The sequence below is a fragment of the Vibrio sp. 1CM24A genome, assembly GCF_023161725.1.
In the GTDB taxonomy this organism is placed as follows: domain Bacteria; phylum Pseudomonadota; class Gammaproteobacteria; order Enterobacterales; family Vibrionaceae; genus Vibrio; species Vibrio coralliirubri.
The window spans coordinates 36,935-63,432 of record NZ_JALNTS010000006.1; the positions used below are offsets into that span (position 1 = coordinate 36,935).

Here is a 26,498-nt window from a genome sequence, read left to right on the forward strand (position 1 = left end):
TACATCTAACTTACAGCGTTAAATTATTGTCATCTATCATTTTTTGTAAAATTTGAGCCTCTGATACGATGCTACTATCGCCGTGAGTCAAGTCATCATACGTGACTTCGGTTAACAAGATATTTTGTTGAACGTCATCGTCTCCATTAGGTTTAATAGAAATGGTCACGCCTTCACCAGATTCTTCTAAATCTAGATATTGTGTTGCCCCTAGCCCTGTATTAAGCCCTAGGCTTCCCAAAATACCCGAGAGGTCAATTGCATCAGTGTCTTGAGACGCATCAAAATCTTGAATCACATCGTAGCTTGGGGCTTCTACACTCCCTAAGCCTGAAGATGCGAACACAAAACTATCCGAGCCAGTTCCACCAATCAGCAGATCGTTATCGTCTGTTGCGGTGATGGTTGAATCACCTTCATCCACTAATTCGACCGAGACAATCTGTGATAAGCCCACAGCTTGGTCATTGCCTAGCTCTGCCGCAGGTTCAATAGTCAAATCAAAGGTTGTTGCACCACTGTAGCCACCTGTAATAGCCAAGTCGGCAACATCCTCTAGATTTACGACGTACTGCCCATCAACATAAGACCCGTGAGATAACGTCAATCCTGAAGGAATATCGTAAATAGTGATAAACCCTTCTTCAGAGGCTGCTGGATTAATCAAAGATAACTCGAGCCCTAGCGGAATCGTGCCGCTGGCTTCCGCCACAATCGATGAGTATTCAATATTCAACAGAGGAGCGTCGGGTTCAGGTGTGATGATGAGTGTCATGTCTTGTGAACTTGGGTCACCAGTATCAGTCACTAGATTTCCAAGTACCGTATTTTGATCAACGGTTTGCCCTGTGATCGTAATATCAAGGTTGCCAAATGCATCGCCAGCAAAGAATTCGAGCTCATTAACAGAGCTTGCCGCCACTAAAACGGTCGCTTGTGCTGTTCCATTCCCCAACGTTACAAACGCACTGGTTTCCGAGCCAATTCTAATTCGGTCTAAACCGACGAGTCCTGTTGCGTCAGAGGTCGCATTCACTGTCACTGTGATTGACAAAAACTCGTCGCTGTTGGTTTCAAAACTATTGGCATCAAGAGGAATAACAATAACGTCGTCCTCACTTCCCGTGAGCTGTTCAGGTAAGTCAAAGAACTCAACTTTATCGCCTATTGGGTTAACACCAACGGTAAATTCAGACTGAGTGTAGCGAATATCAGTAGTACCAATTTCTTGAGTAATCGCTTCCAGGGTTAACCCGATATCACCACTAAAATCTCTTGGCGGTAAAATAACCAAATCAGAAAGCTGACTTGGGTCTAGTTGCCATTCATAGGTTGCACTTCCATTAAATGATCCACCATCAGGGCCATTGTTTGGAACCAACTCATAAGTGTCTCCTACTTTAATCGCGACAACTGCGCCTTCAGGAACTCCCTTTAACGAAAGCGACATGTTTTCAGAACCATCTTGGTCAATCAGCTCTGCGCTAAGTGATGACAACGAAATGTAATTATCTTCATCTCCGATAATATCCTCTGTTATCAAGTTCGCCGCATCAGCGACTGGCTCAACAGTAATAGTCACGACCGTCGTTTTATCTTGCGTATCCGTTTCTGTCACGCAATCCGCTTCATCGGTAATATTTGCTGTCACAGTGAGGGTGATTTCACCACTGTAATGCTCAGGTGGCGTAACTAACACATCACTCAAACGGCTAGGGTCTGTGACCGTCCAAGTCCCATCGCCATTATCAACTAACAACCCGGTGTCAGTTGGAGTTTCAGACAAGGTCGCTCCATTCGAAATGCTCACCGTTAGAGAGTTAACGGTTTCTTTACCGGTAGCGCTATTGCCTTCACCAGTGATTAATTGTCCATCTTCAACGCTATCACCAAGAACCAGTTCAAGGTTAAGGTCTGTCGCGATGTCTTCTTGAATGGTTGTGGAGTCGGTTTCAACCGTAATGTCATCGACCACAGGCAGAACTTGGATACTAATAGTTTGGGCCGTCGTCACCGTATCACCGCTACATGGTGAGGTTTCAATTGTCTCTATGGTGAAATCAATACACCCTGCAAAATCTTCATCCAAGCCCGTTAACGTTAGTTTCGAGAGTCCATCTGCAGTGATTGAATAACCGACGATCTCACCAGAAGCATCGTATTCAGCAATCACACCATCACCGGAGATCTCAACGCCTTCAGGAAGTGAATCGGCAGGAATATAGAAAGAGATTTCATTGTCTGGATCACTGCCAACATCGGTGTTTAACAAGCCAGTGAGATCAATATCTTCCCCTTCAGGTGTTTTAATTTCGCCATCGGGTTGAATCGGGCTCGGTGGGCCAACAGGGTCACAAGAACCGCCACCGCCGTCATGACCAGTAATTTGCAGCGGGAAAGTCGCATCAATATATCTCGCATCTTCACCATCAATCACACGAGCACGAACCACAATATCTAGTACCGGAGTATCACTTGGGCTGGAAATCGTCGCATTATCTAAAATGTACGCTGCGAGCTCTTGGAAAGAGTCACTCGTTAGCCCATCCGCCGATATGATCCAATTCCCAGAGCTATCTTGCGCAGCACCATTAGGGTGCTCAACAATCAACGAATAGCCGTCGGGAATCTCGATCAAAATATAATCTAGGTACTCTGACCCATCGATATCCGCGTCGACGAACGTCACGGCGTTAGAGATATCAACAGGCGAGCCATCTGTACTCTGTAACAGCTCTGTAGAGCCTTCTAATCGAGTATCGAGCTCGACACGAGCATCGACAGTCACGCTAATGGATCCGGTAATATCTTTAATATCCTCGGCACCAGTTGGAGAGGTATCCGTGACTTCATAGGTGATTGGAATTGAGAATGTTCCGCTTAGATCTTCTGTCGCTGTAACAGAAAGCCTGCCGCTGCTTAGAAGATCCGAAAGCGTTGGCGTTGTTGAGTCCAGTAGAGTATCCAAATCTAAGCCTGAAGCTGGGACCTGAATAACACTCCCATCAAAATAAAGAGTGAGATCTGCAGGTAGGCTATCAATGACATATCCCGTCAAGGATTCGCTGCCATCAATATCCTGATTCACTGAAGGCTCAAGGTTCAGGCCGATTTGACTGTCTTCGATGCCTTGAGTACTGACCACTTGACCGTCTTCTTGATCAACGACCGGCGCTAGCTCTACTTTAAGTGTCATGGGAAACTCGCCCGAATCACCATCGGGCTCAGTTGAGATAGCAATAACGGTGAGTTCTAATTCACCACTAAAATCAAGAACTGGCTTGAGATACAGGTCATTCAGTTGAGCGTTAGAGACTTGGAATACAGGTCCTGTCACATCATCAACATACGCAATCGTCAGAGAGACAGGCTCACCCATCGCATCCACCAGCAAAGTGCCTTCAGGAATGTTGGTAAGCAGTATGTTGATCTCTTCTGAAACATCGTCATCGGTTGTTTGGACGACAAAATCAAGTCGAATCAAACCTTCCTCATTTAATACCGATTGGTTGCTGATGACTTTACTGTCACTGTCGTATTGCCAATGACCATTACCACCGTCTACCGCGATAGGTTCATCCACAACACCTTTCAAAAAGATGTTGATGGTTTTGGTATCGCTTGACGCTTGCCCATTGATAGGAATAAGTGAATCGATCGTCGACTCGGTCGCTATCGCTGTAACGTTTATTGACAGATCTTCAGTAAAGGAACTGATGTCTTCTTTAGGTTGAATATAAGCAACACCATTAGCGATTGCTTCAGCAGTGACTGAATAAGAGTTATTGCCTATCTTAGCGGTACCATCGCCTTCAACAGACCAACCATCTTGAACTTGGATAATATAACTTAACGATTCAGAACCATCGGTGTCCGCCAAAGCGCCTTCAATAACGTCTTTGAGGTAAATAGCTTCATCCTCTAGTCCCTTGTAGTCTTTAACAGACACATGAGGAGTATCAGCATCAGGTGAAATATCGACAGTAACGGTATGTACAATACTTGCCGTTTTATCATTAGGGTCAGCGAATGAATTGCCAGACTCTGTTGCAACCGCAGTAATCTCAAACTCAAAGCGACCCGCTAGGTTGTCGTCAGCTCTGATTTCCATTTTATCAATCTGAGCCTGTGTGTAAGATTTCCCTTCTTTGACTGCGTTGCCATTTAACGTCAAATTCAAGCCGTCAGGAATCCCACTAATCTGGTAGCTCAATGTTTCTGACGTATCTTGATCCACCAGCTGAGCCGTTATGTCCAAACTGACTGGGTCTGAGTCATCTTCTACTGAATGATAGGAGAACACGGAAGCCGACCAATCCGGTGCATCAGCCACCGGCAAAACAGACACTGCAACATCAGCAGTCAGTTCTTTAGGATCCGTATCAGTGCTAATGATTGCGTTGATCGCTAGGATAACCGTTGAGGTGGTATTGGATTCATGAAGCGCGGGACGATAAGTCAACTGTCCATTAGGCCCAGTGAACTGACTATCAATCGCTACCAATTGACTTCCAGACAAGGTGACCTTGCCGTCTACAACTTGAAGCAGCACCCCATCAAGGTACAAGCTACCACCGTTTAGCGAAGCTTGTGAGAACTCGATAGCAGTAACGGTTTCGCTTTGGTCGACATCGCCGGTTGCCACACTTACAACGATAATCGCGTCATTGTCTTCTGTGGTTTCAGAATCTTCATAACGAATAAAGCCTTCGTTATCATCAAGAATAAGCTCAGCAGTACTGGTAACTTCATCACCGTCCGCATCTCGCACCAGATAATCGATGTCATCGACGATCTTAGGATCATCTGGATCAGTCGTTACATTAGGATTCGTGGTTAGTTGGTAGCTACCATCTGGTGAAAGCGTAAACTGACCGTAAGTAGACCCACCATCATAATCATTAATTAGATTAATCGTGATAGGAGTGCCTGCGTTATCAAAGGTATAGGTAGTGCCGCGATAGTCAAAACTTACAATGGTTGCGCCATCGGCACCTGCGAACTTTTCTGTTAGAAATTGTCCATTAAGGTCATCACCCTCAACCATTTCAATTGCCCCTGAACGCGCAACTGGGACAGCATCTGTAACGTTGACAGAATAAATTGCCGGATCAGAGCTATCGCCGTCGGCATCGTTGACCACCAGTTCAAAATTGAGGGCTAGATTATTCTCTCCATCAGCGTTTGCGTGATCGAGAGGTGCATAAAGGTCGAACTCTGTTGTCCCGTCAGTATTAAAACGAATCCTAAATATATTGTTTCCATCAGAATCTTGACCGTAATACCAACCATCAGAATCGACAGCTTGCAGTGAAATGTCTTTCCCTGCACTCGAATATGAAAGTGCATCAAACGCAGCGGTGTCGACCGTCACAGAGACAACATCATCGGAACCTTCGATGATTCCTAACGAAGGGCTAGAATCTTCAACACCAACCTGTTCGCTGTCTCCAAGCAGACCGTCTTCATCAACAGAAATGCTTCCGATAACAGTAATTTTAGGGTTTGCACCATCGTAAATCTTAATATCAGATTCTTGTGTATCTCGTGAACCGTCTGAATCGATGGTGACGATTGAGGCTGGAATCGACAGCTCTGTGTCCTTCACACCGGTTCCGTGGTCTATTGACTGGTACAAATCAATCTCAACCGTGACATTCGTAGAACCATTGGCTTCTAAACTAAAATCTTCAGGTAGTCTCACTTGGAAAACAGCATCACCATTCGACAACACCGCATCAAACGTTCCATCCCCATTATCTCGCCAAGACAATGCTTCTCCATTACGCGTCACCGCCTCACCATCACTATCGAGAACGGCTTGGCCAGTTGTCACATCTAACCCCAAGAACACGAGTGGATCGTTGCCCGCACTCACGGCTAAGCTTGCACTCGCTGTTGTTCCAACACCAGACGGGGTTGTATCAGAAACAGGGTTTTCACTCAACTCGACCATGCCAGAGCCAATCGTAGGTTCCCCACCATCCTTAATCGAGACGTTCAAGGTTAATTGAGTTTCATCGTTGTCATCATCTTTTGCTGTAATGACAAAAGGAATTTGGTCGGTTCCATTCGTTTGGTCGAGGCCCTTGAATAGTTCAAAGGTGTAAGTGACATCAGTATCGGCCTCACCTGACAGAGAGGAAAAGCTCAAGGTGAACGCTTTATTTTCAGCACTTTCAGAGCCAACATAACCAGTAAGTTCATTTCCGCCTGCAGAGACCACATAGATAATCTGTTCGCCCCCACTAAATAACTGCGGCTGATCTCCAACATCAAAAAATACAGACTCAACAAAGTCACTTCCGACGTTGAGATTGAAAATGCCAGTATCTGAAACACTGCCGTGAATAAAATCTGATTCGTCCACAGCAGCACTGCTAGTTGAAGTTAATATTGGGTCGACTCCATCCTGGATGATCCAGTCGAATTGCCCTTGATCTAAAGAAGTACCATCTAAATCCGTTCCATCAATAATAAGTGGCAGGGTGATGGAGTCGTTGCTGAACAGGTGGTTTATAGGTTGTTCTAACACTAATGTGACATCTGCTAGAACATCGATACCACTAGCGACTGCACTCAACGTTAGCGTGAATATCGTTTCACCATTTGCTTGTGCGGTGATCGTTTTTCCATCATTCGCTAACGTGTAGGTTAGAGGGAAGTTCTCATCTCCGGTCGTCAAGCCCAAGGCGTCTAACTGCACCAGAGTATTTGCATTAAATACAATAGAAGCGGGATCTGGATTATCTGATCCAGCGGAAACGGTAAACTGACCGACTACAGTTTGAATTCCATCAGACACATCACCTTCAGAGCTGGTCGTTGTCCCATCAACAACTAGCCCTGCATCACCATCAAAAATATCAATGACCGCAGTGCCGTTTCCGAAATCATTACTGATGTCGCCAGCAACATAGTTGAAGGTGATGTTCTGATCAACGGTGTGGTCCAAATTCCTGTTGGCGACGAACGTCCAGTGGCCATTCGCAAATACGGTCAAGGTGCCTTCGCTAGTAGCAAATGAAACCGGAGAGCCACCAACAATCGTCTTGGTCGTACCATCAACTTCAACACTTTTTATCGTAAGTTGAGTATCCAAATCGATGTCGTTATTCAACACGTTCCCTGACGCAATATCACCCTCGATCATTTGATAAGACTCATCAAAAACCAGAGGTTCAGAATCTTTGATGACAATAGGTAAATGTCCTATCACTAACTCCGTTGTACCATCAGCATCGGTTTGCAAACCTTCGATGAGCAGAGCCGTCAGAATTGAATCTAACCCAGCTTCCTGATCAATCGCCTTATAAAAATTGATATTTACGTTGCTGCCGGAAATTGACGCATCGAATACTTTTTGCCCATCGCTTCGTGTGCCGATGAGGCTTTGTTTATCAGCCGATACAGCAACGGTTATCGATAGGGTTTGAGAAGTTAGTGACTCTGCGATGCTTTGATCATCGCTAAAAGAGAAGTCCGCATAATCGATGCGAATATCAGAGGTCTGAGTTTGATTTCCAAAAATCCCGACAACAGTTTCTGAGAACACAACCGACTCGGGCAGGATAATGCTTGGCATATCATCGATAGCTTGATTGCCTACCGTATTGAAAACTTTGGCATCAACCGTCCATTCTGACGCCAAGTTTAGGGACGAGACATCAATATTTTCAACAACCCAATTACCTGATGCATCAACAACACCCTCAAACACAAGAGTCTGAGAGCCATCATTAACTTCAATATAAACAGGAAGACCTTCGGCAACATTGGTTGTGCCTTGCATGGTTGTCAGTTGGCCGCCACGAAATGCCAAAATGCTAAAACCGTCTAGCGTATCAATGTCTATAACAGGCGAAACAGTATCAATAACAATTTGCCCTGCGCTATTAATTGCTGAAGCAGGGTTACCGGCAACGTCAACAGTGTCAGCCTCAATTTGAATGCCACCATCGGAAAAGCTGGTTAGATTAACGCCTTCAACTGACCAAGCACCATCAATCACGGTTGCCGTCAGAACAATGACATTCGTTGTGCTGTCAGAAATACGAATATTGACCGTTTGGCCATCTTCTACGTTCTGTACCGTACCAAAGAATTTAGCCGACTGAATTTCGAAGCTATTGAGGACACCGTCACCACCATCATCAACCGCAGCGGTGATGTTCGCTAGCGTATCTTTCACGATCGTGTCGGTCGCTGTTGTAGGGTTTCCAGCAATATCGATAGTATTGGCAACAACGGTCAGCTCACCTTCTGCAAAGCTTGAGTAGTCTTGAAGAGTCAGAGTCCAAGTTCCGCCGGAGACTTCCGTTGTGTATTCTTGTATCGTTCCTTGGCTATCGGTAATTGAAATGTTGATGGTTTGCCCATCTTCTACATTGGCTATCGTACCAACTAGCACCCCATTCGATATTTCAAATTGATTGTAAAACTCATCACCAAAGCCATCGAAGTCAACCTCAATGTTGGCTAATGTGTCTTTGATTGTGGAATCGTTAGCTGCAATGCTATTGCCAAAATCATCAGCAATAACCGCGTCGACTTGAAGATCCCCCTCCTCCAATGAAGAGAGGTCGACGCCATTGACGACATACGTTTCATCGCTTGTGATGGCTGTGGTGGTTACTGTGTTTCCGTTAACATCAGTGATGGTCAGAACAACGGCACGCCCGTCTCGAACATCCACAGCCGTGCCCGTAATCGTGACACCTGGTACTTCAAACTGGTTTTCGTAACCGTCTCCACCATCCAAAATATCAACGGTTAATTGTGCACTAGGTAACAGAATATCAAGGTTACCCTCATTCGAGGTTGTATCTTCGTCGGCATATTCTGTAGGACGAGTATCAAAACCCGCCTGTGCAAGCGTTTCATCTAAGGTGGAACGAACATAAGCAATAAAAGAGGCACTGGAACTAGGTTGGTCATTTACTGAGTTAAGCTGTTGAGGTGCGCTTTCAATGTTGTTGACGAGTTCGGTGACCACCTTTTCCAACTGTTGTTCAACTGCGGCTATTTGTGGTTCAGTTAAGGGCTGAGCCTCTTGTAAATTCTGAGGTTCAATGCTGACGACTTGCACGCCTTCAACTTTTGGCTGCGTAGCAGGTAATTGAAGCCAAGTACCATCAGGGAATACTTGCCAAACAACACCACCAACTTCGATATATAAAATAGGATCCATCCTAAACCTCTTCCTTACAAAAGCGCTGACCTTGAGTACATCAATTTACTCAATAAAAGGCTGGATAAATCAGCGAACTATTTCTAATTAATACTAGCAAACAACAAATCATTAACAGTTAATTAATTATCACTAATACGCTGTAAAGTAAACCGATAGGCTGTGACTTGCATTCAGTTATATCTATCGTCACAAAATACATTCAATGAATGTGTCATAATGTTGAAATTACTGGTTAAATTTCAAGGAATATCATGACTGCAACGAACTATCTCAACCAATTGAATCAAAAGTATCTTGCGACTCATAAAGCGAAAGAAGACTTCTTTTGGGATACATATATGGGTATCAGTGACGACCACGATGGTTCGACACTCGCGCAGACTCAGTGGACAGAATTTCTTAGCTCTGCCGAACAGATTGCTGCTATCGAAACGCAACTTGCTGCTATCGATGAAATTCAAGATCCCCGAGAAAAAGAGAGTACGCTAACAGGCTTGAATGGTTGGTTAGCGACCTTTAGATCTCACGCTATTGAGTCTGAGCAGTCACAGAAGCTTAAAGCCCACCTCATAAAATTTGAGGCTGAACTGTTTGAGAAAAAACAGAATCATGTGATGACTTACGTAAATGAAACAGGCGATGAAACAGAAGGGTCACTGCCCGTTTTAGGCTCAGCCGTTAGAAGTAATGGTAATGAACAAGTTAGGCTTTCTGCACACCAAGCACTATTAGATTTAGAGCAATGGCTGCTGGCTAACGGCTTTATTGAGCTAATCAAAAAACGTAACCAATTTGCTCAATCACTGGGGTTTAAAACCTTCTTTGATTACTCGGTGGTTAAAACCGAACAGATGACGACAGAGCAACTGTTTACGATTCTGGATGACTTCGAAGCACGCACGCGTGATAGCCATCAGCAAAGTCTAGCCTATTTGGCAGAGCAGAAAGGCGAGAATGCACTTCAAGCCCATAACTTTACCTACTCTTTTGCAGGTGACGTTATGAATGATCTTGATCCTTATGTTCCATTCTCAAAGTCACTTCGACGCTGGATTGAATCTTTTGGTCGCCTCAACATCGAATACTCTCAAGCGACATTAAAATTGGATCTGCTTGATCGCAAAGGTAAGTACCCTAATGGCTTCTGCCATGGTCCTATCCCTTCTTTCTACGACCAAGACACTTGGGTAGCGGCTCAAGTTAACTTCACGAGCAACGCAAAGCCCGATCAAGTTGGCAGCGGTTATGATGGCATCAATACACTATTTCACGAGGGTGGTCATGCAGCACACTTTGCTAACGTAAAAATGAACGCACCGTGTTTCTCTCAAGAGTTTGCACCAACCTCAATGGCTTATGCCGAAACGCAATCCATGTTCTGTGACAGCTTGTTGAATGACGCCGATTGGCTCATACAATACGCGCTTAATGCAGATGGCCAAGCAGTACCTGACGAGTTAATCAAAGCAATCATCGATAACAAACAACCCTTCAGAGCTTATCAAGAACGCAGCATTTTAGTGGTTCCGTATTTCGAGCGAGCACTTTACGAATTGGCGGATGAAGATCTGACACCGGAAAAGATCACTGCTCTTGCTCGTAGAAGTGAGAAAACGATTCTTGGATTAGCTTGTAGCCCTCGCCCATTAATGGCGATCCCGCATCTATTGTCGGATGAAGCCTCTTGCGCGTATCAAGGTTACCTGCTGGCTCATATGGCGGTGTATCAAACTCGTGCGTATTTCACTGATAAGTTTGGCTACTTAACGGATAACCCAGAGATCGGCCCTTTGTTAGCTAAGCACTATTGGCATCAAGGAAACAGCGTAAATCACAATGGGACAATCGAAAGCCTGACTGGGGAAGGTTTTAATGCCAAATACCTAGCTGACGAGTGTAATTTATCGCCAGAGGAAGCTTGGGCGATTGAGGAGCAAAAAATCAAACAACTGTCGACAAGAGAACGTGCACCAGTCGCGGATTTGAATGCGAAGATATCGATCGTTGATGGGGCAACCGAGTTGGCGAATAATGACAAATCAAATCATCAGATGTGTGATGAGTTTGAGAAATTCATTGTTGGGCAATACGGTCGATAACGGGTTCTGAGCACCTGTAACCAAGGTTGAACCCAAAACTCAAACGAAAAAAGGACGATAATTTATCGTCCTTTTAGTCTTCAGCTTTGGATTTATTCCGTGACACATGCCGAGCGAGTTTCAGTATCAAACTCAACATCAACAGAATCAGCACTTCGCAATGATTTTCGATGAATGCCAAATACTTGCCCCGTCAAAACAATATAAAACTTCTCTGTTTTGAGTAGATTCCAAGCTTCATCAAGGGATTCAGCATAAACCTTATTCTTGAGATCTTGTGGGCGGGTACCTGCGACTCTTCCATGTTTACGCGCCAATTCAAATAATCCATTACGATTTGGTTTACACGTAAACAGGGTATCATTTCCATAAATAACACCCTTGGCTGTAATGCTTTTAATCATTACATTTCTCCAGATAATAATTTCACTCGTAGCACTTGAGTGACAAACCACATATCAATCTGTGGATGCTTACACTGCAAAAAGAAGAGAACATGGTGTAACGACCGGGCAAGCTATTACACCATTACCATCAAATGTCTTAGAAGCTCTTATGAGGCTAAGTTCTTAGAAGTAGTAGTAAGCTGCTGCGAATACGTGTGTTTCTTCGTCGTATTGTGCGCTAGTTGAACTAATACGTGCACCGTCGATGTCTTGCTTGATATCGATACCCATGTCAGCGTTGTCAGCGATACGGTACATTGCCGCGATGTTGATGTAAGAAGCATCTACATCTGCGTGGCCATCAAGTTCATTGTTGCTAGACGCGTAACCTGCTGCGATTGTTAGGTCTTCAGAAACCGTGTAACCACCTGAAACGTAGTAGCCTGTGTTCTTAGCAGAATCACTCTCTTCAATCCAAGAGTTCATACCCAGTTTAAGAGCACCAACCTTCACGTTACCTGTTACTGTGTAAACTTCGTAATCAGCATCGTCATCACGAGCTTCATAACCTGCGTATACGTTGAATACCTCTTGCTCTAAACCGATGTAACCATTAATGCCTTTATCCGCATCATTATGATCATCACCTGTTTCAAAGTAAGAAATACCGTAAGCGATACCGCTTGTCGCACCTTGGAATTTAACAACATTGAAGCCGTCAGAAGCATCACCAGCAGAAGCGCCAAACTCGTAAGTGTTATCGCCAGCGCCATCCACTTTGTCTAGTGCTGTGTCGTTTTCCCAACCGAATGAAGCGATACCGAAACCAGTATCGAAACCAAGCCATGCTTTATCTACATCGGTTGCTGGACCAGTATCGATACCGTTTGTCCAACCAGCTGTTGCTGCGTCATTCGCAGATACGTTGTTGTCTGTCGTGTAATTCACCATTAAGTCAGTTTCGAAGTAACCAACAATACGGTTGTTACGGTAGTTAACTGCAAGAGTAAGGCCTGTTGCCCAGTCATCGTAGAACGCTTTGGAGCCAGTATCGTAGTAACCACCAACACCGAAAGAGCCTGAGACTGAGAATTGATCTTTGTGCATTGAATCGAATGCAAACATGTCTTCGTTTTGGCTGTTTTGGCTGCTTGTGCTTACAGCGAAAGCTGAACTTGAAATGCTCGCAATCGCAAGTGCTACTAATGTTTTTTTCATGATAACCACTACCTATATATATTGATTCGGCCTTGTTAATCCAGCCTTTTGGAGTGGCGCTATTGTTCAAAAAAACACGTTATTGATATACCGTAAATTTACTGAAAATTTTATAGCTTTGGTGAATTTCATGAAATAAGAATATATTAATGTGCCTTTTATATTGAAAAACGTAATTCGAGTGTAAAGCCTATATCCGTGCTGTTATCCATATTACGAATGTTCTCAATCATCAGCGCTTCGACTTCGAGTTGTGTTGAAAGTACATTTGAATGAAAGGGTGACTGAGCATACACAAACATTGGAGAATCATTTGCTGTGCTGTCGGATGAAAAAGCTCAGCATCGAGACTGAAATAGACAGTAACGTCCTTAAACTTATCACAGTGTTTACTCGGTTATAGAAATGCCCGATTTTATTAAAAAACACCGTTCAATTAATGCAGTAGATGTACTGCTTATCACCCCTCCAGATAGAACCAAGAGTTATAAAAAACTTTAGATTAGAACCTATGATATATATAAGAATCTTATCTTGCACTGAGCGACTCGAACGAATATCTTCTGTGCATTGATGAAATGAATGTATCTATAAAGGAAAAATGTGTCTGCTTTAAAGCTAAGTTTTGAACAACTGTTAATGAAACAATCGACATCTCTCATTAATAGCGATCCAAAAAACTTTCAAACAACTTGGTCAGAAGCAAGCTTTGATGTACTCGATTGGTTTGGGATTGATCGTTTGACACTCTACCCTAATTCAATGGTCTTACTTGAAGAAGGAAAAACGTGTTCAGTTTCCAAAGCACACATACCTCCTGTTGATATAAAAAGTTTGGTCGGCGGTAACTACCTTGATTACCTCAAGCTTTTAAAAACCAATGAAACTTACCTCGCTTTTACCAGCAACGAACTCGTTTCAAGTAAAAACTATGTGTTAAAGAAGCTCTATAAAGAAGGGGGAAGATGGCACTGCATCATCCCTTTACAGCTCTTTAACCAACGCTGGGGTGCGTTGTCTTTTACTAACTTTCACGACAACGATACTACCTTCGACCTCGAAGACATCCAGCGCTTAAAGTTAGTCTGTGAACTTTGGCTCTGTTATTGGCAACATTCAACATTAGCCAGAACACTAAAGCAAAACGAGAACTTGTTAGAAGATGACAGTGAGAAGCTATTGTTGCTCACCAAAAAACAAACCAAAGTTCTGGCGCTGATTGCTCAAGGATTTAGTGCAAAAGAGTGTGCTGATAAGCTTCACTTAAGCTCACGAACCATTGAGTCGCACAAATACCGCATGTTAGGTTTGCTGAATTTAAACAGCCACAATGACCTGATTCAGTTCGCCTTACGCAATGGTTTGGGGATTGCAGAGAACATACACACGACACGTTAGAGCAAGTTGTTCGATGCCCTTCTGCTGTTTATATCTTAAGGTTAGATGTTTCTTGAGCTCAACTTTTCTTAAGCTCAATCACGCACGCTACTCATTGCCTTCACTCAGAGCAAATTTGATCTCGTCAGAAGAGAACCCCTTTCGACTTAGCATCGCGTAAGCCTTGGAGCGTTCTTTATGGTCGTTTAGGTCATAAGACTTCTTCTGCAACTGTTCTAAACAAGAAGAATAGAAATCTAGCTGCTCTTCATTAATCAATCGGTCGATGAGCGATGACAGCTCACTGGTGTCGATTTGTCGTTGTCTAAGTTCTTGCTGAATGGCCGTCAGTCCCTTGCCTTTACGAGCATACTTGAGTACCTCTTTTTCCAAGTCGGCTTTCTCGGCCTTAAGTTGAATATTACTTTTCAGTTGATGCGCTTGTGGGTGCTGGTCAATCGCTACCTTAACTTGTTGATAGCTAAAACCACGCTTTTGCAGTGTCGCAACCAGCTTTTCACGGCTCATGGTAAAGCTTGAGTAGTAGTGGTTGATTCGGTCTATCAAGATGGTTTGTTCATCAATAGACTTTTCGAAGGACACTTTATGGATTGCATCAGAAATCACTGAATCGGTCAGGCCCTTCTTCTTCAGTTTTTCGACAATGTATCGAGAACCAAATTCACCAGAGAAAGCTTGTTCCACGAATTGTTCTGCAAACACTTGGTCAGACTTGAGATATCCAAAGCCTTTCAAAGTATTCAACGTTTCATCGATCCATTCTTGATTGTCAGTTTTCACTTTGAGCTTCGCAGTCAACTCGCTTTCCGTCATGTCTCTCTGAGTTAAATGCCACATCGCAGAGTTCATAACGCTTTCAATTCGCGTCGCTTTTCTTACCGTTGTATTTCTACTATTCGTTTTTTGCTGGGAATCATCCATTCGCTTTCAACTGTCCAAATTAAGCCTGCCCCATCATAACTTAATTCTAAGGCGGTTGAGTGACATAAAAGAATGGAGCTCAACATAAGCGGTAGCCAATAAAAATGGACGCTTGTTCAGCGTCCATTTGATATCACATTAAAAATGATGGCTCTAAGCCATGCTTAGCTTTTTCGTATTAGCTTTTTTCGTAATAGCTCTATTCGAAATTGCTTTTCATACTAGCTCTTTCGCTTAGTTCTCTTCGTGATTGTAAATATGTACATCTCGTTGAGGGAATGGGATCGTGATGCCTTCTTCATCGAAGCGTTTCTTCACGGTTTCCGTTACATCCCAGTACACATCCCAATAGTCATCAGTCTTAACCCAAGGTCGTACTACGAAATCAACTGAAGAGGTATTCAAGGTATGAAGCTTGATCATATGCTCTGGTTTTTTCAACACTAGAGGGTGCGCAAGAATGATGTCATTCAATACCGCTTTCGCTTTATCGATATCATCTGAGTAACCAATACCGAAAACCATATCAACACGCCTTACACGCTCTGCCGTGATGTTGTTGATCACGTCACCCCAAATCTTGTTGTTTGGGATCACCAAGCGTTGGTTATCGATGGTTTGAACGGTCGTCGACACTAAGCTCATGTCTTTTACCGTGCCTTGCACGCCTGCCACTTTAACCATGTCACCTACGTCATAAGGACGGTAGATCAAGATCATCAAACCCGATGCAAAATTAGATAGCGTGTCTTGCAATGCGAAACCGATGATGACACCGGCAACACCGAAACCTGTAAGAAGTGGTGCTAGCTCTATCCCTATTTGAGACAGTGCGATAAGCAAACCAATAAACACGACCGCTTTAGATGCGATGGATACGAAAAACTCCTGCATCAATACGCTGAAGTCCATTTTAGAGTGCGAGACACTCTTACGAACGGTCTTACGAGCCACATTAGCAATAAGGCGAGTTACGTACAAAATACCGAGAAACAGAGCGAGTTTAACGACAAAAGAAGGGGTATTTTCGAAAGCCCATGAACTGAACGAACGAAGCCAACCATCCAACAGTTCCAGTGCAACATCAACATCCAACACATCGGCGTTAATGTCGCCTGTCGTCGCTAGCAAAACGCGTTTGTATGAAGTCACATCGACGCCAAACGGTTCCATTAGCGTGATGGTTTCTTCTAAGCTAGCAACCATAACGCTAGTGCGCTCGCTGAAACGCTCAAGCTCCTTTTTAATGGTCGCTTTCTCTTCTTCATTCACAAAAGACAAACGCGCTTCTAGATCTTGTCGCTGTGTGTCTGTGTAAAGAATGGCATTTGTCAGGTATTTAGAACGAGCAATTAACGCCGTTTTAAGTTCACCTTCAGGAACAGAAACATCAACACCACGCTCTTTCGACCAATTTAAGGTCTTAGCAAGCTGCTGATAATAGACATCCATCATTCCGATCCGTTTTTGAATACGCAATTCAAGGCGTTTTTTAGCATCACCCTCAGCGGAACGGTTTTCTTTACTCATTGAAACGATTTTAGTTTCATTCAATGACAGCAATTTTTGTAGCAGTTCAACCTGCTGAGCAAGAGTGACATCCAGCCCCTCTTTTTTATCTGACGATAGCTGTGAAAAAATCTCTTCGCGTAGACCCTGATTCTTACGCCTTAAGATATCTTCAAGAAAGGGTTTCTCAGCATCATGCGCCGTTTCTAATGTTGCCAGATCGAGCATTAACTGATCTTGTACTTCTGCGATTTTCTCAACGCTCTGCGCATAACTTCCAAATGCGACAAACGCCAACATTAACAATAGACAACGCCAAACCTTCATCATATTAATTCCTATTACTGTCTAAATTGACTCTATAAATAGTAGTAAAAAGAATATGGATAACAAGCATTTAAACGTATGTTATGTTAAAAATTCGCAAATTAGCAGCCAGCTTCTAATATTTGAGAGTTCCAATCCCCTCTTATGACCTGTAGAGTACGCATCCAACAAAGAACAACGGCCAATATCTTCACTCTGGTGCATGCCCTAAAGCACCCTAAATACGATGTTGGCTCACAGCAAGAGAGCATAAAAATGAACAACGAACTTGATATTATTGAGTCTCTAGAAGAACTAGAGCAATTCCTAATTTCAGTGGAAGCTGGCGGTTTAGGCCTTGAAGGCGTTGAAGGTGTAGGCATGGCAACCAATAATTCAGATGGTCGTCACTTCGTTGCTGTATTCAACAGCAGCCACAAAGTTCTGCTTGCTCGCTGGATCACCAAAGAAGTGTTTGATAACGGTAAAGACTTAGTGCGTAACGGCCCTCGCCGCACTCATTAAACCTTTCCAATAGCACCAATGATTAAAGCCCAACACGTTCAACGACGATCTGTTGGGCTTTTTTGTATCGCCTCATCTTGGATAGACCACTCGATAAAGAATAAATTAGCGATAACTTTCAGTTGTTGTGAACTTTAGCTAGAACTCAAGGTCGTATTGCGTGAATTGGTGTTTATGCGTCGTTTATCGTGTACCTGCCGTTTTCCGCGTTTATACATAGTTTCACTTTAACCATTTTATGACTTGTGGCGCGAAGAGAACTTATCTAAGCTAGCCACAATTCAATGAGCTGGCTTTAACTAATAACAGATTTGATTACTGACTAATTTGCTGAACACATCACTACTTTTCTTATCCACACAGAACCGCCGACAAAAGCACTCGCTTTGGGCGCTCTTCCTTACCGGACTGGTTATCGTAACTTGTCTGGCGAGTACTCTGGCCGTAAAGAAAGTATCGTTATCTGCATCCGCTAATGGTCAATCAGTCCTTGTTGGCGCGCAAACTCATACTGAAACCAGTAATCCTCAAACCGACATCGCTTCTTCAGAAAAAATGGCCACTCTATACGCCAGTGTTTTCGGCTTAGAAGCGTCAAAAATGCTAATGTCCCCCAATTCAAGTTCATGCAGCCTGAGTTCGAAAATGCTGACCTTTGCCGCCCCAAAAACCGGCTGGCTGATCCCATTCGTACTTATTATTGCTGTTGCATTTAACTTACCTCCCCACATATCGAGATCATCTAGAGACAATCATCGCTCTACTCGACCGACAAAACACAGATTGCATCTAAAGCACTGTATATTTAGAGAGTAAATAACCGGGCTACTACACCCTTTTATTTATTTTTTGGAGATACATTTGTGTACAACACACTACTAACTAAGTTTGTCGATTCATTGGCATTCTCTATGCGTACATGCGCGAAAACCTTAGTCACTGCCCTTTTGGTTATGACGTCATTTACCGCCTTGGCACAGACAACAGGCTGGCTTAGTGTGCCTGAGCATCCGCCTGTGAAGATGCGAATGATGTCGACGGGTGAACAGTCGGATGACGGCTCTAAGATCCAAACCGTGCTCGATGTCGTGCTCGACGGCGACTGGAAAACCTATTGGCGCAGCCCAGGCGAAGGTGGTATTCCGCCAAGCTGGGACTGGTCTGGTTCAACAAACATTGAGTCAGTAGAGTGGCACTGGCCGATACCTAAGTACTACGAGCAGCTTGACGTCATGACGTTAGGCTACAAAAAGCATGTCAGCTTTCCTGTCACGTTAACCCTGAAAGACAACACGAAGCCTGCAATATTCAGGGCGTCGTTTACCTTTCCGTCGTGTACCAATATCTGTGTGTTAACCGATTACGATATCGAACTGCCGATTGACCCACAAACCTTAGCGCTCGATGAAGAAGCGATGTTCTTGTTCAACCAAGGCATGAGCCAATCTCCAAGAGAAGCTAATCGCACTTCGGTCAATGGTCTATTTTGGGACAAGAGCAAGCAGCAACTGGTTACTCAGCTGACGAGTAAAGATGGCTGGGATAAGCCGATGGTGTTGATTGACGGGCAAGAAGTGATTGATGACTTCTTCTCTCAACCAAGCGTCCAGATCACAGACAATACAATGACGGCCGTATTTGATGTGAGCAACTGGATAGGTGAAGTCGACTTAACGGACCGTACAGTAAGTGTCACCGTTTCAGACACTAATTTCGCCGAAGAGATGACGGCCCTAGTAGGCTCAGAACCGATCGCTTACCAAACAAGCAACAACGGCTTTTGGGCGATGATAGGCTTCGCTTTAATTGGTGGTTTGATCCTCAACATCATGCCATGTGTGTTGCCAGTATTAGGAATGAAGTTAAACAGCATCATTCAAAACCAAGGTGCATCTAATCGTCATATCCGACTCTCCTTCTTAGCTTCTGCTTCAGGTGTCATTACATCATTTGCGCTGTTAGCCCTAGGTATGACCGCTCTAAAAATGGGGGGTAATGCTATTGGTTGGGGAATCCAATTCCAAAACGTTTGGTTCATCGGATTCATGCTGATCATCACTTTGCTGTTCTCAATTAACCTGCTTGGGTTATTCGAATTCAGACTACCATCAGGTTTAAACACTTGGATGGCAACCAAAGGCGATGACTCACATTCAGGCCACTTTGTTCAAGGCATGTTTGCGACACTGTTAGCAACGCCGTGTAGCGCGCCATTCCTTGGCACTGCGGTTGCTTATGCACTTGGAGCAAGCTATCAAGAGTTATGGGCAATCTTCATCGCGCTTGGTATCGGTATGAGTGCGCCTTGGTTGATCTTTGCGCTATTCCCAAGCCTAACCAAATTGCTTCCAAAGCCTGGGGCATGGATGTTCAAAGTTAAGCTTATCTTTGGCTTAATGATGTTCATTACCAGCTTATGGCTAACAAGCCTTCTGAGCCCATTCATTGGTAAATTCCCAACTATCCTGCTGTCGCTATTTATCGTGATTTCAGTACTGGTTTGGATTGGCATGAAACTGGGTCGCAAGGTACTGATTCCTATCATGGCAACCACTACCTTGATGTTTGGTGCAGCTCTTATTGTCGGCAGTGTTACTGCAGATAACTGGGCGACACCTATCGTTGATGACCTTGCTTGGCAAAAGCTGGATGCGAAGCAAATCCCTCAGCTCGTTGATGAAGGCAAAACGGTCTTTGTTGATGTAACTGCTGATTGGTGTATCACTTGTAAAGCCAACAAGATCGGCGTCATCCTTCAAGACCCTGTCTACAGTCACCTACAGCAAGAAGACATTGTTTTGATGAAAGGTGATTGGACAACACCAAGTGAAAGTGTCACTCAATACTTACAAAGTAATGGGCGATTTGGTGTGCCATTTAATATCGTCTATGGTCCGAGCTATAAAAGCGGTATTCCACTGCCTGTCATTCTCAACAGTGACACTGTCGTTCAAGCCATCGATGCTGCGAGATAACTGATGAAGACTCCCAACAATGAAGAGAAATCTAGCACGGCTGCAGACAACGCAGCCAAAAAGCCAAGTCGTCTTAAGAAGTGGGGAAAGGAACTGGTTTCAATGATATTGATCGTTGGCGTGGTTTCATTTGCCATGGACTTTTATCACAGCAGAAGCATGCCTCAAGGCGACGCGATTCCTATTGTGGGTCAGTCGCTCCAAGGCGAAGGTATTGATGTTATTGAGCTAAGCAAAAATGGTAAGCCAGTCATTGTCTATTTTTGGGCGACTTGGTGTGGTGCCTGCAAATTTGTAAGCCCAACCGTCAATAGCTTCAGCGATTCCCATCAGGTGGTTTCGGTCGCTCTATCGTCTGGTCCAGACGAACGTGTCCAGCGCTACTTGGATGCAAAAGAGTATGAATTCCCTGTTATCAATGATCTTTCTGGATCAATCAGCAGAAGTTGGGGCGTTAATGTCACTCCAAGCATCGTAATCATCAAAGACGGAAAGATAAGCAGTATCGCAACAGGCGTTACTTCTCCTATAGGGCTGTGGTTAAGAACCTACTTTGCCTAACTCGCTCACAAAGAAAAACAGAGCAAAGCTAAGTGAATAAACCGACTCAGCCAGTTTAACAAACAATATTAATGTGAGCGCAACCTAATAAGCGCTCACGATTATCACGAATTAGAGAAAAGACAATATGAAAAAGCATCTGATAAGCGCACTGATTTTAGGCTCACTAATGAGTACTAATGCCTTCGCAGAATTAAACAAAGAACAAACTCAACAACTTGAAGAAATTAATCAATTCCTGAAAGAAAACCCATCGACGATCTCTGGATTGCATACCAGTTTAGAGCAGTACGTAGCAGGTCAAGAGCAAGCAAAGAAAGCCCAAGCGGAAAGCCATGATTGGTTATACAACAATGACGCTCACCCGATCCTTGGCAATCCAGATGGCAAATCGGTCATCGTTAATTTTACCGACTATAACTGTCCTTTCTGTAAGCGCTTAGAAAAAGGGTTAACTCAACTCACCTCTGAAAATAGCGACATTAAGGTCATCAATGTCTACCTATCATTTAAGCAGCAACAGGTTTCGGGTCTAAACACCAACGCAGCGCTATACGCTATGAAAGTATGGAAAGATAATCCAGAAGCGTTCCCTGAAGTAGACCGACTATTAATGGCCAAAAGCGGTAGCCACACAAAGTCGTCACTGCAAGCTGTAGCCAAGAAGACAGGAACAGAAGCGCAACTAGACACCACCACAGAACAAAGCAACACGCTAATGACCAACCACCAAACCTTTAGCGCATTGGGTTTAACTGGCACACCAACATTAATGATGAACGGGCAGTTCTTACCGGGATACGTGCCTTACGACCGATTAAAAGAGATCGTAGATGACGCTTTTTAATCGAGTTTAGATAGAGATAAAAATTCGAACGAGAAGTAATAAAAAGCCGACTCGCGTAACTCGCAGTCGGCTTTTTTATGAGCTTAAGATAATGTTTTTAATATTATTTTTGAAACAGAAAAGCAGTCGAAGTGTCACTATCTTGCAATGGATTCTTAATCTAGCCTCGCTACTCTAAAAGCAGTTCTCTCGATGAGTCCAAGACGTGCTTACTCTAGACAACTGTCCTTTGGCCGAGCCCTGCTCGGTCTTTTTTTTTCGTGTTTTAAATGGCGACACAGTGCATTAACACGGAAACGTTCAGCCGACTAAGCCCTAACTTAACAAGCGACAAACAAGCGCACCCGGCTCCCTTAACGCATCCACGTTATAGCTAAGGACACGTCCAGCAGACGGCGCGTGATAACGGCGACACTCATTACCAAAAGCGTCATATTGAATGGCCAATAAATCATCTTGTTCTACGCTCTGTAGAAGCTCAACCTGCGGCAATACAAAACCACCAATATCAGCGCGGATAGAAACCACATCATTACCCTCTATCCAATCCATTCTCGGCAGTTGCATTTTGTCTGGGTTATTTAGGTTAATTTCGAACATTTCATAATAAGACAGCATGTTAAAAACACCGTCTACCGCACGTTGAATCATGTCAGGCTGAGTAAATTTCCCCATACCAACTTCCACCGTGATGCTCGGAATTCCACTTCGATTCCAAACCGTTTCTAAGATACCTGGATCGCCTGGGTCATTCAGAACACAATCGGGCTGCATCAACCTCGCCATCTCCAAACATTGTTCTATGCGGTAATCAGAAAATACATAAAGTGGGTAGACTGCGCCACGAGTTTGAGTGTGGAGATCAACGGCGAAGGTGGCATTGTGCTTAAGCAAACGCTCCCACAAAGACGAAACAAAGCGTTCCGCAGCTAGGCCATTCGCATCACCCGGAAAGAGTCGATTAAGATTGGCAGGGCAAGAACCCGGATCCGAAGAGATGAAATCACGGCTATGGTTCAGCAAGCCAGACAAATTCACAGTAGGCACAATCGTTACCGTACCTTTGAGCGTTTTACCGACTAAGTCCCTGATAATTTGTTGAGCAGCCAACACACCGTTGAGCTCATCACCGTGAATACCAGCGGTGATCATCAACTTAGGACCAGCTTGACTTCCTTTGAAAACAGAAACCGGCATGTTCTTAGGCTGCCCTAGCCCATCACTGGTGACTTGAAACCAAAACTGGTGCTCTCCAACGGGTAGGTCTTCAACATTCAAGGAGCCAATAACCTGCCTACCTTGTAAAACATCGCCTAAGTACTCTGTTTTCATCCAACTCTCCATCTTGTTGAGCAAAATCTATTCTCTTCTGAGTTTTTGCATCATAGAGGATATCCCAACCAGTACAAGCAGTTAATCAGATTAACAAGCCCTCAAGCGCTACCAAAATTCATCACCATCGACATTCGTGATTCCAAGGTAAAACTTGTCAATGTGACCTTTGAAATACACGCAACTTGTATATCTATTCACAGAATACTCAGTCGCATGAAATAAAAGTGCAATAAAATCAACACTTAAAAAAGTTCCCCATTCACGAAAATGTAATTTTATGGAAATGAAAGCTTAATTTATCTGCTCTAAATTAGCTTCATATCGAAACGGAGAGCACATTGCTCACGGATTTTAAAATACAAGGTAAGTGATTATGAAAAAGGCAGTTCTAGCTTCTGCAGTGGTAGCGGCACTAGTTTCAGGTTCATCTCTAGCAGCAACAGTTTACAGCTCTGATGGTACAGAACTTAAAATTGGCGGTCGTGCGGAATTCCGTGGTGATTTCATTGGTTCAGGCGGTGCTGAAGTTGAAGGTACAATGGAAGATAAAACTCGTTTCCGTTTAAACCTTGGTGGTAAAACAGAACTTACAGATACTGTAACAGCATTCGGTTTCTACGAAGCAGAGCAAAGCACTGGTGACAGTGAGTTTGATAACCGTTACATGTACGCTGGTGTTGATTTCGATGGCCAAGCACTTTCTGTCGGTCGTCAAGACATGGCTTCAGTAATCGTATCTGACTTTACGGATATCACTGAGTTCTCTGGTGTTCAGCAAGTAATCGACGCAGCTTCTGACAAAGAAGATAGCGTATTTGCATACCGTGGTGGCTTTGACGCACTTCAATTAGAAGCGACTTATCAAGCAAATAGCGAAAAAGACTCAGACGGCTACGGCATTTCTGGTGTTTACTCACTACCATTCGGTCTTGACCTTGGTCTTGCATACTCTGGCGAAGATCTAGGTGCTGGTGCAGGTAGCGCAAACCAAATCCTTGCAGGTCTAGCATATTCTCTAGATAACCTTTACCTAGCAGCAACCTACTCTACAGGTGATTCAGACGATAAAGCAGTTGGCGCAGATGTTGAGTCATTCACTGCAATGGAATTCGCAGCACAGTATAAATTCACTAAGCAGTTTTCTGCTGCTGTAGTGTACACATATCAAGAAGATGAAGCGGCAAACGGTTCTACAGCAGATTCTGTTGATGGCATCGAGCTAGCAGGCTACTACAAGCTGAACAGCAACTTCCGTACATACCTTGCATACTACATCAATGGTTTGGACGAAGAGAAAAGCCTAATTACAGGTCTAACAACGGAAGGTGAAGACACACTTCGCCTAGGTGTACGTTACGATTTCTAATCTAAATCGACTTTAGATACAGACTAAAAGGTTGGGCAATGGCTCAACCTTTTTCATATTCAAATATTCTGACTGACTTCATCAATGCTTTTTCTGGTTAAGTGGTGTTAAATCCGTATCATAGGTGGACCACATCAAATAATTAGAAGCATCATGTCACAACACCATCCGATCCAAGGCGCTAGCTGGATGCTAACCGCAGGCCTAGCCTTTGCCGTTATTAACAGCCTAACTCAAATTGCTAGCATTCATTTCGGACTTACTTCTACCACCGTTGCCGTTATTCAATACGCCATCGCGTTGTTCGCTATTCTTCCTTATCTGAAAACGCTGGGCATTCGCCGTGCGCTAAAAACCGACAACCTCAAATTGCACGTATTCCGTGTCTTCTTGTCTGTTATTGGTATTCAACTTTGGATATGGGCACTGGCTTACCCGGTACCAATTTGGCAAGGCATTGCCCTTCTCATGACGTCGCCATTGTTTGCAACCATAGGTTCAGGGCTTTTCTTAAAAGAAAAAGTTGGGGCAGCTCGCTGGGGTGCGACCATAGCAGGTTTCGTGGGTGCGATGGTGATTCTAGAGCCATGGGCTGAAGACTTTAACTGGGCAACGCTATTACCAGTCGGCGCGGCGTTTTTCTGGGCATGCTACTCACTGATGGTGAAAAAACTATCTTCTCAAGACAGTCCTTCAACCATGGTGGTCTATCTTCTACTATTAATCACACCATTTAACATCCTGCTTGCTGCGCCAGATTGGCAGACGCCAAGCGGCGGTACAATTTGGGCTATATTGATTGTTATCGGTGTTATGACGGCACTCGCTCAATGGGCGATTGTAAAAGCCTACTCAGTCGCTGATGCTTCGTTTGTGCAACCTTTTGACCACGCCAAATTACCGCTAAATGTTTTAGCAGGTTGGATTGTGTTTAGTTGGGTTCCACCGGGTCGTTTATGGCTAGGGGCTGCTATTATTATTGCGTCAGTTGCATTTATAACGCACTGGGAAACCAAAAAACCTTCAAAAGTGAAGAAAGTTTAAGGTTGGTGAAATAAATAGTTCGACTGTCCGTTCTATATGGATAAGAGAATTCAAACGAGGCCGTAACCATGAAGAAACCAGTCAAGATTACACTATACCGTTGGGCAGGCAGCTGGGGTCCATTTAAAGTTAATATCCCATGTGGGGAATGTACCCTTACCAAAGACATTCTGAAGGATACTTTTGAGAATGAATTGGCCAATGTCGATGTCGAACTGGAAGTGAAAGATTGGTTGTCTCACTGGTGGGAGCCGCTAAAACTAGGCTCTTGGCATGCTCCAATCCTTGTTGTTGAAGGCAAGGTTGTCAGCCAAGGTGAAGCGCTTAATCGCGGTGTGTTAGTCCAATCCGTGATCAAAGAGTGGACCAAACGAGACAGCCTGAAAGGCAACATCGTTTATGGTAAGGCGACCTGCCCATTCTGTGTTAAAGCAAAGAAAATGTTGGATGAAGCGGGTGTTGAATACCAATACCACGATGTCGTAAAAGATAGCGCCGCTTTGTACCGTATGATTCCAGAAGTAAAAGCACACATTGGTGAGAAAACACCGGTCACCGTCCCGCAGATCTGGCTTGATGGTAAGTACATCGGTGGTGCCGATAACTTAGAAGCGTGGATGAAAGAAAATGGCTTAGATAGCATCCCTAATAATGTGGTCGACTTATCCAATCAATCTGCTGGCTGAGTTCATTAAAAGCCATTAGTCAGAAGCTTAATTAGTGTTTTTTGTGTCCATCCACAACAAAACAAAGCGATAACTTTCACCAATCGCTAAAACGAAAAAGGCCTTAAACTTCATCGAGTTTAAGGCCTT

At 43.9% G+C, this 26,498-nt stretch carries 16 protein-coding genes and 1 pseudogene; 9 read left to right on the plus strand and 8 right to left on the minus strand.

Annotation, left to right across the window (positions count from 1 at the left end; genetic code table 11):
* Positions 1-10: 10 nt before the first annotated feature.
* Complete coding sequence (locus tag MSG38_RS14145; RefSeq protein WP_248402036.1) at positions 11-9,190, minus strand: type I secretion C-terminal target domain-containing protein; 9,180 nt, start codon at positions 9,188-9,190, stop codon at positions 11-13.
* 254 nt (positions 9,191-9,444) lie between these two features.
* Between MSG38_RS14145 and MSG38_RS14150 the strand changes: the two genes are divergently transcribed.
* On the plus strand, positions 9,445-11,292 hold the full coding sequence (locus MSG38_RS14150) for a M3 family metallopeptidase (protein ID WP_248402037.1): 1,848 nt from the start codon (positions 9,445-9,447) through the stop codon (positions 11,290-11,292).
* Positions 11,293-11,384: 92 nt separating this feature from the next.
* On the opposite strand, the gene MSG38_RS14155 is transcribed toward MSG38_RS14150, so the two are convergent.
* The 3 genes and pseudogenes from MSG38_RS14155 to MSG38_RS14165 all read right to left on the minus strand — a co-directional run.
* A complete protein-coding gene (locus MSG38_RS14155) occupies positions 11,385-11,696 on the minus strand; it encodes a hypothetical protein (RefSeq protein WP_248402038.1) in 312 nt (103 codons plus the stop codon).
* Positions 11,697-11,861: 165 nt separating this feature from the next.
* Entirely contained in the window at positions 11,862-12,896 is a 1,035-nt protein-coding gene (locus tag MSG38_RS14160) for a porin (protein ID WP_248402039.1), read from the minus strand.
* 158 nt (positions 12,897-13,054) lie between these two features.
* Positions 13,055-13,150 (minus strand): annotated as a pseudogene (locus MSG38_RS14165) (DUF3187 family protein); the annotation flags it as partial.
* A gap of 349 nt (positions 13,151-13,499) precedes the next feature.
* Here MSG38_RS14165 and MSG38_RS14170 point away from each other — a divergent pair.
* The gene (locus MSG38_RS14170) at positions 13,500-14,294 is read left to right on the plus strand and encodes a LuxR C-terminal-related transcriptional regulator (RefSeq protein ID WP_050712398.1); all 795 of its coding nucleotides are present in this window, start codon (positions 13,500-13,502) and stop codon (positions 14,292-14,294) included.
* Between the two features lie 87 nt (positions 14,295-14,381).
* Here the strand turns inward: MSG38_RS14170 and MSG38_RS14175 are convergent, their stop codons facing one another.
* Both MSG38_RS14175 and MSG38_RS14180 read right to left on the minus strand, forming a co-directional pair.
* On the minus strand, positions 14,382-15,215 hold the full coding sequence (locus MSG38_RS14175; RefSeq protein WP_248402040.1) for a regulatory protein RecX: 834 nt from the start codon (positions 15,213-15,215) through the stop codon (positions 14,382-14,384).
* A gap of 234 nt (positions 15,216-15,449) precedes the next feature.
* On the minus strand, positions 15,450-17,054 hold the full coding sequence (locus MSG38_RS14180) for a mechanosensitive ion channel family protein (RefSeq protein WP_122081171.1): 1,605 nt from the start codon (positions 17,052-17,054) through the stop codon (positions 15,450-15,452).
* A 252-nt stretch (positions 17,055-17,306) separates the two neighbouring features.
* Here MSG38_RS14180 and MSG38_RS14185 point away from each other — a divergent pair, with 252 nt between their 5' ends.
* Positions 17,307-17,555, plus strand: a complete 249-nt coding sequence (locus MSG38_RS14185; RefSeq protein ID WP_017062732.1) for a hypothetical protein — start codon at positions 17,307-17,309, stop codon at positions 17,553-17,555.
* Between the two features lie 527 nt (positions 17,556-18,082).
* Here MSG38_RS14185 and MSG38_RS14190 read toward each other — a convergent pair.
* A complete protein-coding gene (locus MSG38_RS14190) occupies positions 18,083-18,307 on the minus strand; it encodes a hypothetical protein (protein WP_248402041.1) in 225 nt (74 codons plus the stop codon).
* 159 nt (positions 18,308-18,466) lie between these two features.
* Between MSG38_RS14190 and MSG38_RS14195 the strand changes: the two genes are divergently transcribed.
* The 3 genes from MSG38_RS14195 (at position 18,467) to MSG38_RS14205 (ending at position 21,938) form a co-directional block, all read left to right on the plus strand.
* Positions 18,467-20,530 carry a protein-disulfide reductase DsbD domain-containing protein gene (locus MSG38_RS14195; RefSeq protein ID WP_248402200.1) on the plus strand — a complete coding sequence of 688 codons (2,064 nt, stop codon included), beginning with the start codon at positions 18,467-18,469 and terminating at the stop codon, positions 20,528-20,530.
* 3 nt (positions 20,531-20,533) lie between these two features.
* Positions 20,534-21,091 carry a protein disulfide oxidoreductase gene (locus MSG38_RS14200; protein ID WP_248402042.1) on the plus strand — a complete coding sequence of 186 codons (558 nt, stop codon included), beginning with the start codon at positions 20,534-20,536 and terminating at the stop codon, positions 21,089-21,091.
* 127 nt (positions 21,092-21,218) lie between these two features.
* Complete coding sequence (locus MSG38_RS14205) at positions 21,219-21,938, plus strand: DsbA family protein (RefSeq protein WP_248402043.1); 720 nt, start codon at positions 21,219-21,221, stop codon at positions 21,936-21,938.
* Positions 21,939-22,253: 315 nt separating this feature from the next.
* Here MSG38_RS14205 and MSG38_RS14210 read toward each other — a convergent pair whose 3' ends face one another.
* The gene (locus MSG38_RS14210; RefSeq protein WP_248402044.1) at positions 22,254-23,270 is read right to left on the minus strand and encodes a succinylglutamate desuccinylase/aspartoacylase family protein; all 1,017 of its coding nucleotides are present in this window, start codon (positions 23,268-23,270) and stop codon (positions 22,254-22,256) included.
* A gap of 376 nt (positions 23,271-23,646) precedes the next feature.
* On the opposite strand from MSG38_RS14210, the gene MSG38_RS14215 reads away from it, so the two are divergent.
* From MSG38_RS14215 to MSG38_RS14225, 3 genes are all read left to right on the plus strand, one after another.
* Positions 23,647-24,639 (plus strand): porin, encoded by a 993-nt coding sequence (locus MSG38_RS14215; protein WP_048609714.1) that lies wholly within the window; start codon positions 23,647-23,649, stop codon positions 24,637-24,639.
* Between the two features lie 153 nt (positions 24,640-24,792).
* Positions 24,793-25,683, plus strand: coding sequence for a DMT family transporter (locus MSG38_RS14220; RefSeq protein WP_048614762.1), 891 nt, complete (start codon positions 24,793-24,795; stop codon positions 25,681-25,683).
* 68 nt (positions 25,684-25,751) lie between these two features.
* Positions 25,752-26,369, plus strand: coding sequence for a glutaredoxin (locus tag MSG38_RS14225; RefSeq protein ID WP_248402045.1), 618 nt, complete (start codon positions 25,752-25,754; stop codon positions 26,367-26,369).
* Positions 26,370-26,498 lie beyond the last annotated feature (129 nt).

What these genes read in the sequence shown, in the direction of transcription:
- MSG38_RS14205 (WP_248402043.1), top strand. Translation starts at nt 21,219, where the DNA reads ATGAAAAAGCATCTGATAAGCGCACTGATTTTAGGCTCACTAATGAGT.
- MSG38_RS14215 (WP_048609714.1), top strand. Translation starts at nt 23,647, where the DNA reads ATGAAAAAGGCAGTTCTAGCTTCTGCAGTGGTAGCGGCACTAGTTTCA.
- MSG38_RS14220 (WP_048614762.1), top strand. Translation starts at nt 24,793, where the DNA reads ATGTCACAACACCATCCGATCCAAGGCGCTAGCTGGATGCTAACCGCA.
- MSG38_RS14185 (WP_017062732.1), top strand. Translation starts at nt 17,307, where the DNA reads ATGAACAACGAACTTGATATTATTGAGTCTCTAGAAGAACTAGAGCAA.
- MSG38_RS14175 (WP_248402040.1), bottom strand. Translation starts at nt 15,215, where the DNA reads ATGGATGATTCCCAGCAAAAAACGAATAGTAGAAATACAACGGTAAGA.
- MSG38_RS14180 (WP_122081171.1), bottom strand. Translation starts at nt 17,054, where the DNA reads ATGATGAAGGTTTGGCGTTGTCTATTGTTAATGTTGGCGTTTGTCGCA.
- MSG38_RS14150 (WP_248402037.1), top strand. Translation starts at nt 9,445, where the DNA reads ATGACTGCAACGAACTATCTCAACCAATTGAATCAAAAGTATCTTGCG.
- MSG38_RS14210 (WP_248402044.1), bottom strand. Translation starts at nt 23,270, where the DNA reads ATGAAAACAGAGTACTTAGGCGATGTTTTACAAGGTAGGCAGGTTATT.
- MSG38_RS14155 (WP_248402038.1), bottom strand. Translation starts at nt 11,696, where the DNA reads ATGATTAAAAGCATTACAGCCAAGGGTGTTATTTATGGAAATGATACC.
- MSG38_RS14145 (WP_248402036.1), bottom strand. Translation starts at nt 9,190, where the DNA reads ATGGATCCTATTTTATATATCGAAGTTGGTGGTGTTGTTTGGCAAGTA.
- MSG38_RS14160 (WP_248402039.1), bottom strand. Translation starts at nt 12,896, where the DNA reads ATGAAAAAAACATTAGTAGCACTTGCGATTGCGAGCATTTCAAGTTCA.
- MSG38_RS14225 (WP_248402045.1), top strand. Translation starts at nt 25,752, where the DNA reads ATGAAGAAACCAGTCAAGATTACACTATACCGTTGGGCAGGCAGCTGG.
- MSG38_RS14195 (WP_248402200.1), top strand. Translation starts at nt 18,467, where the DNA reads ATGCGTACATGCGCGAAAACCTTAGTCACTGCCCTTTTGGTTATGACG.
- MSG38_RS14200 (WP_248402042.1), top strand. Translation starts at nt 20,534, where the DNA reads ATGAAGACTCCCAACAATGAAGAGAAATCTAGCACGGCTGCAGACAAC.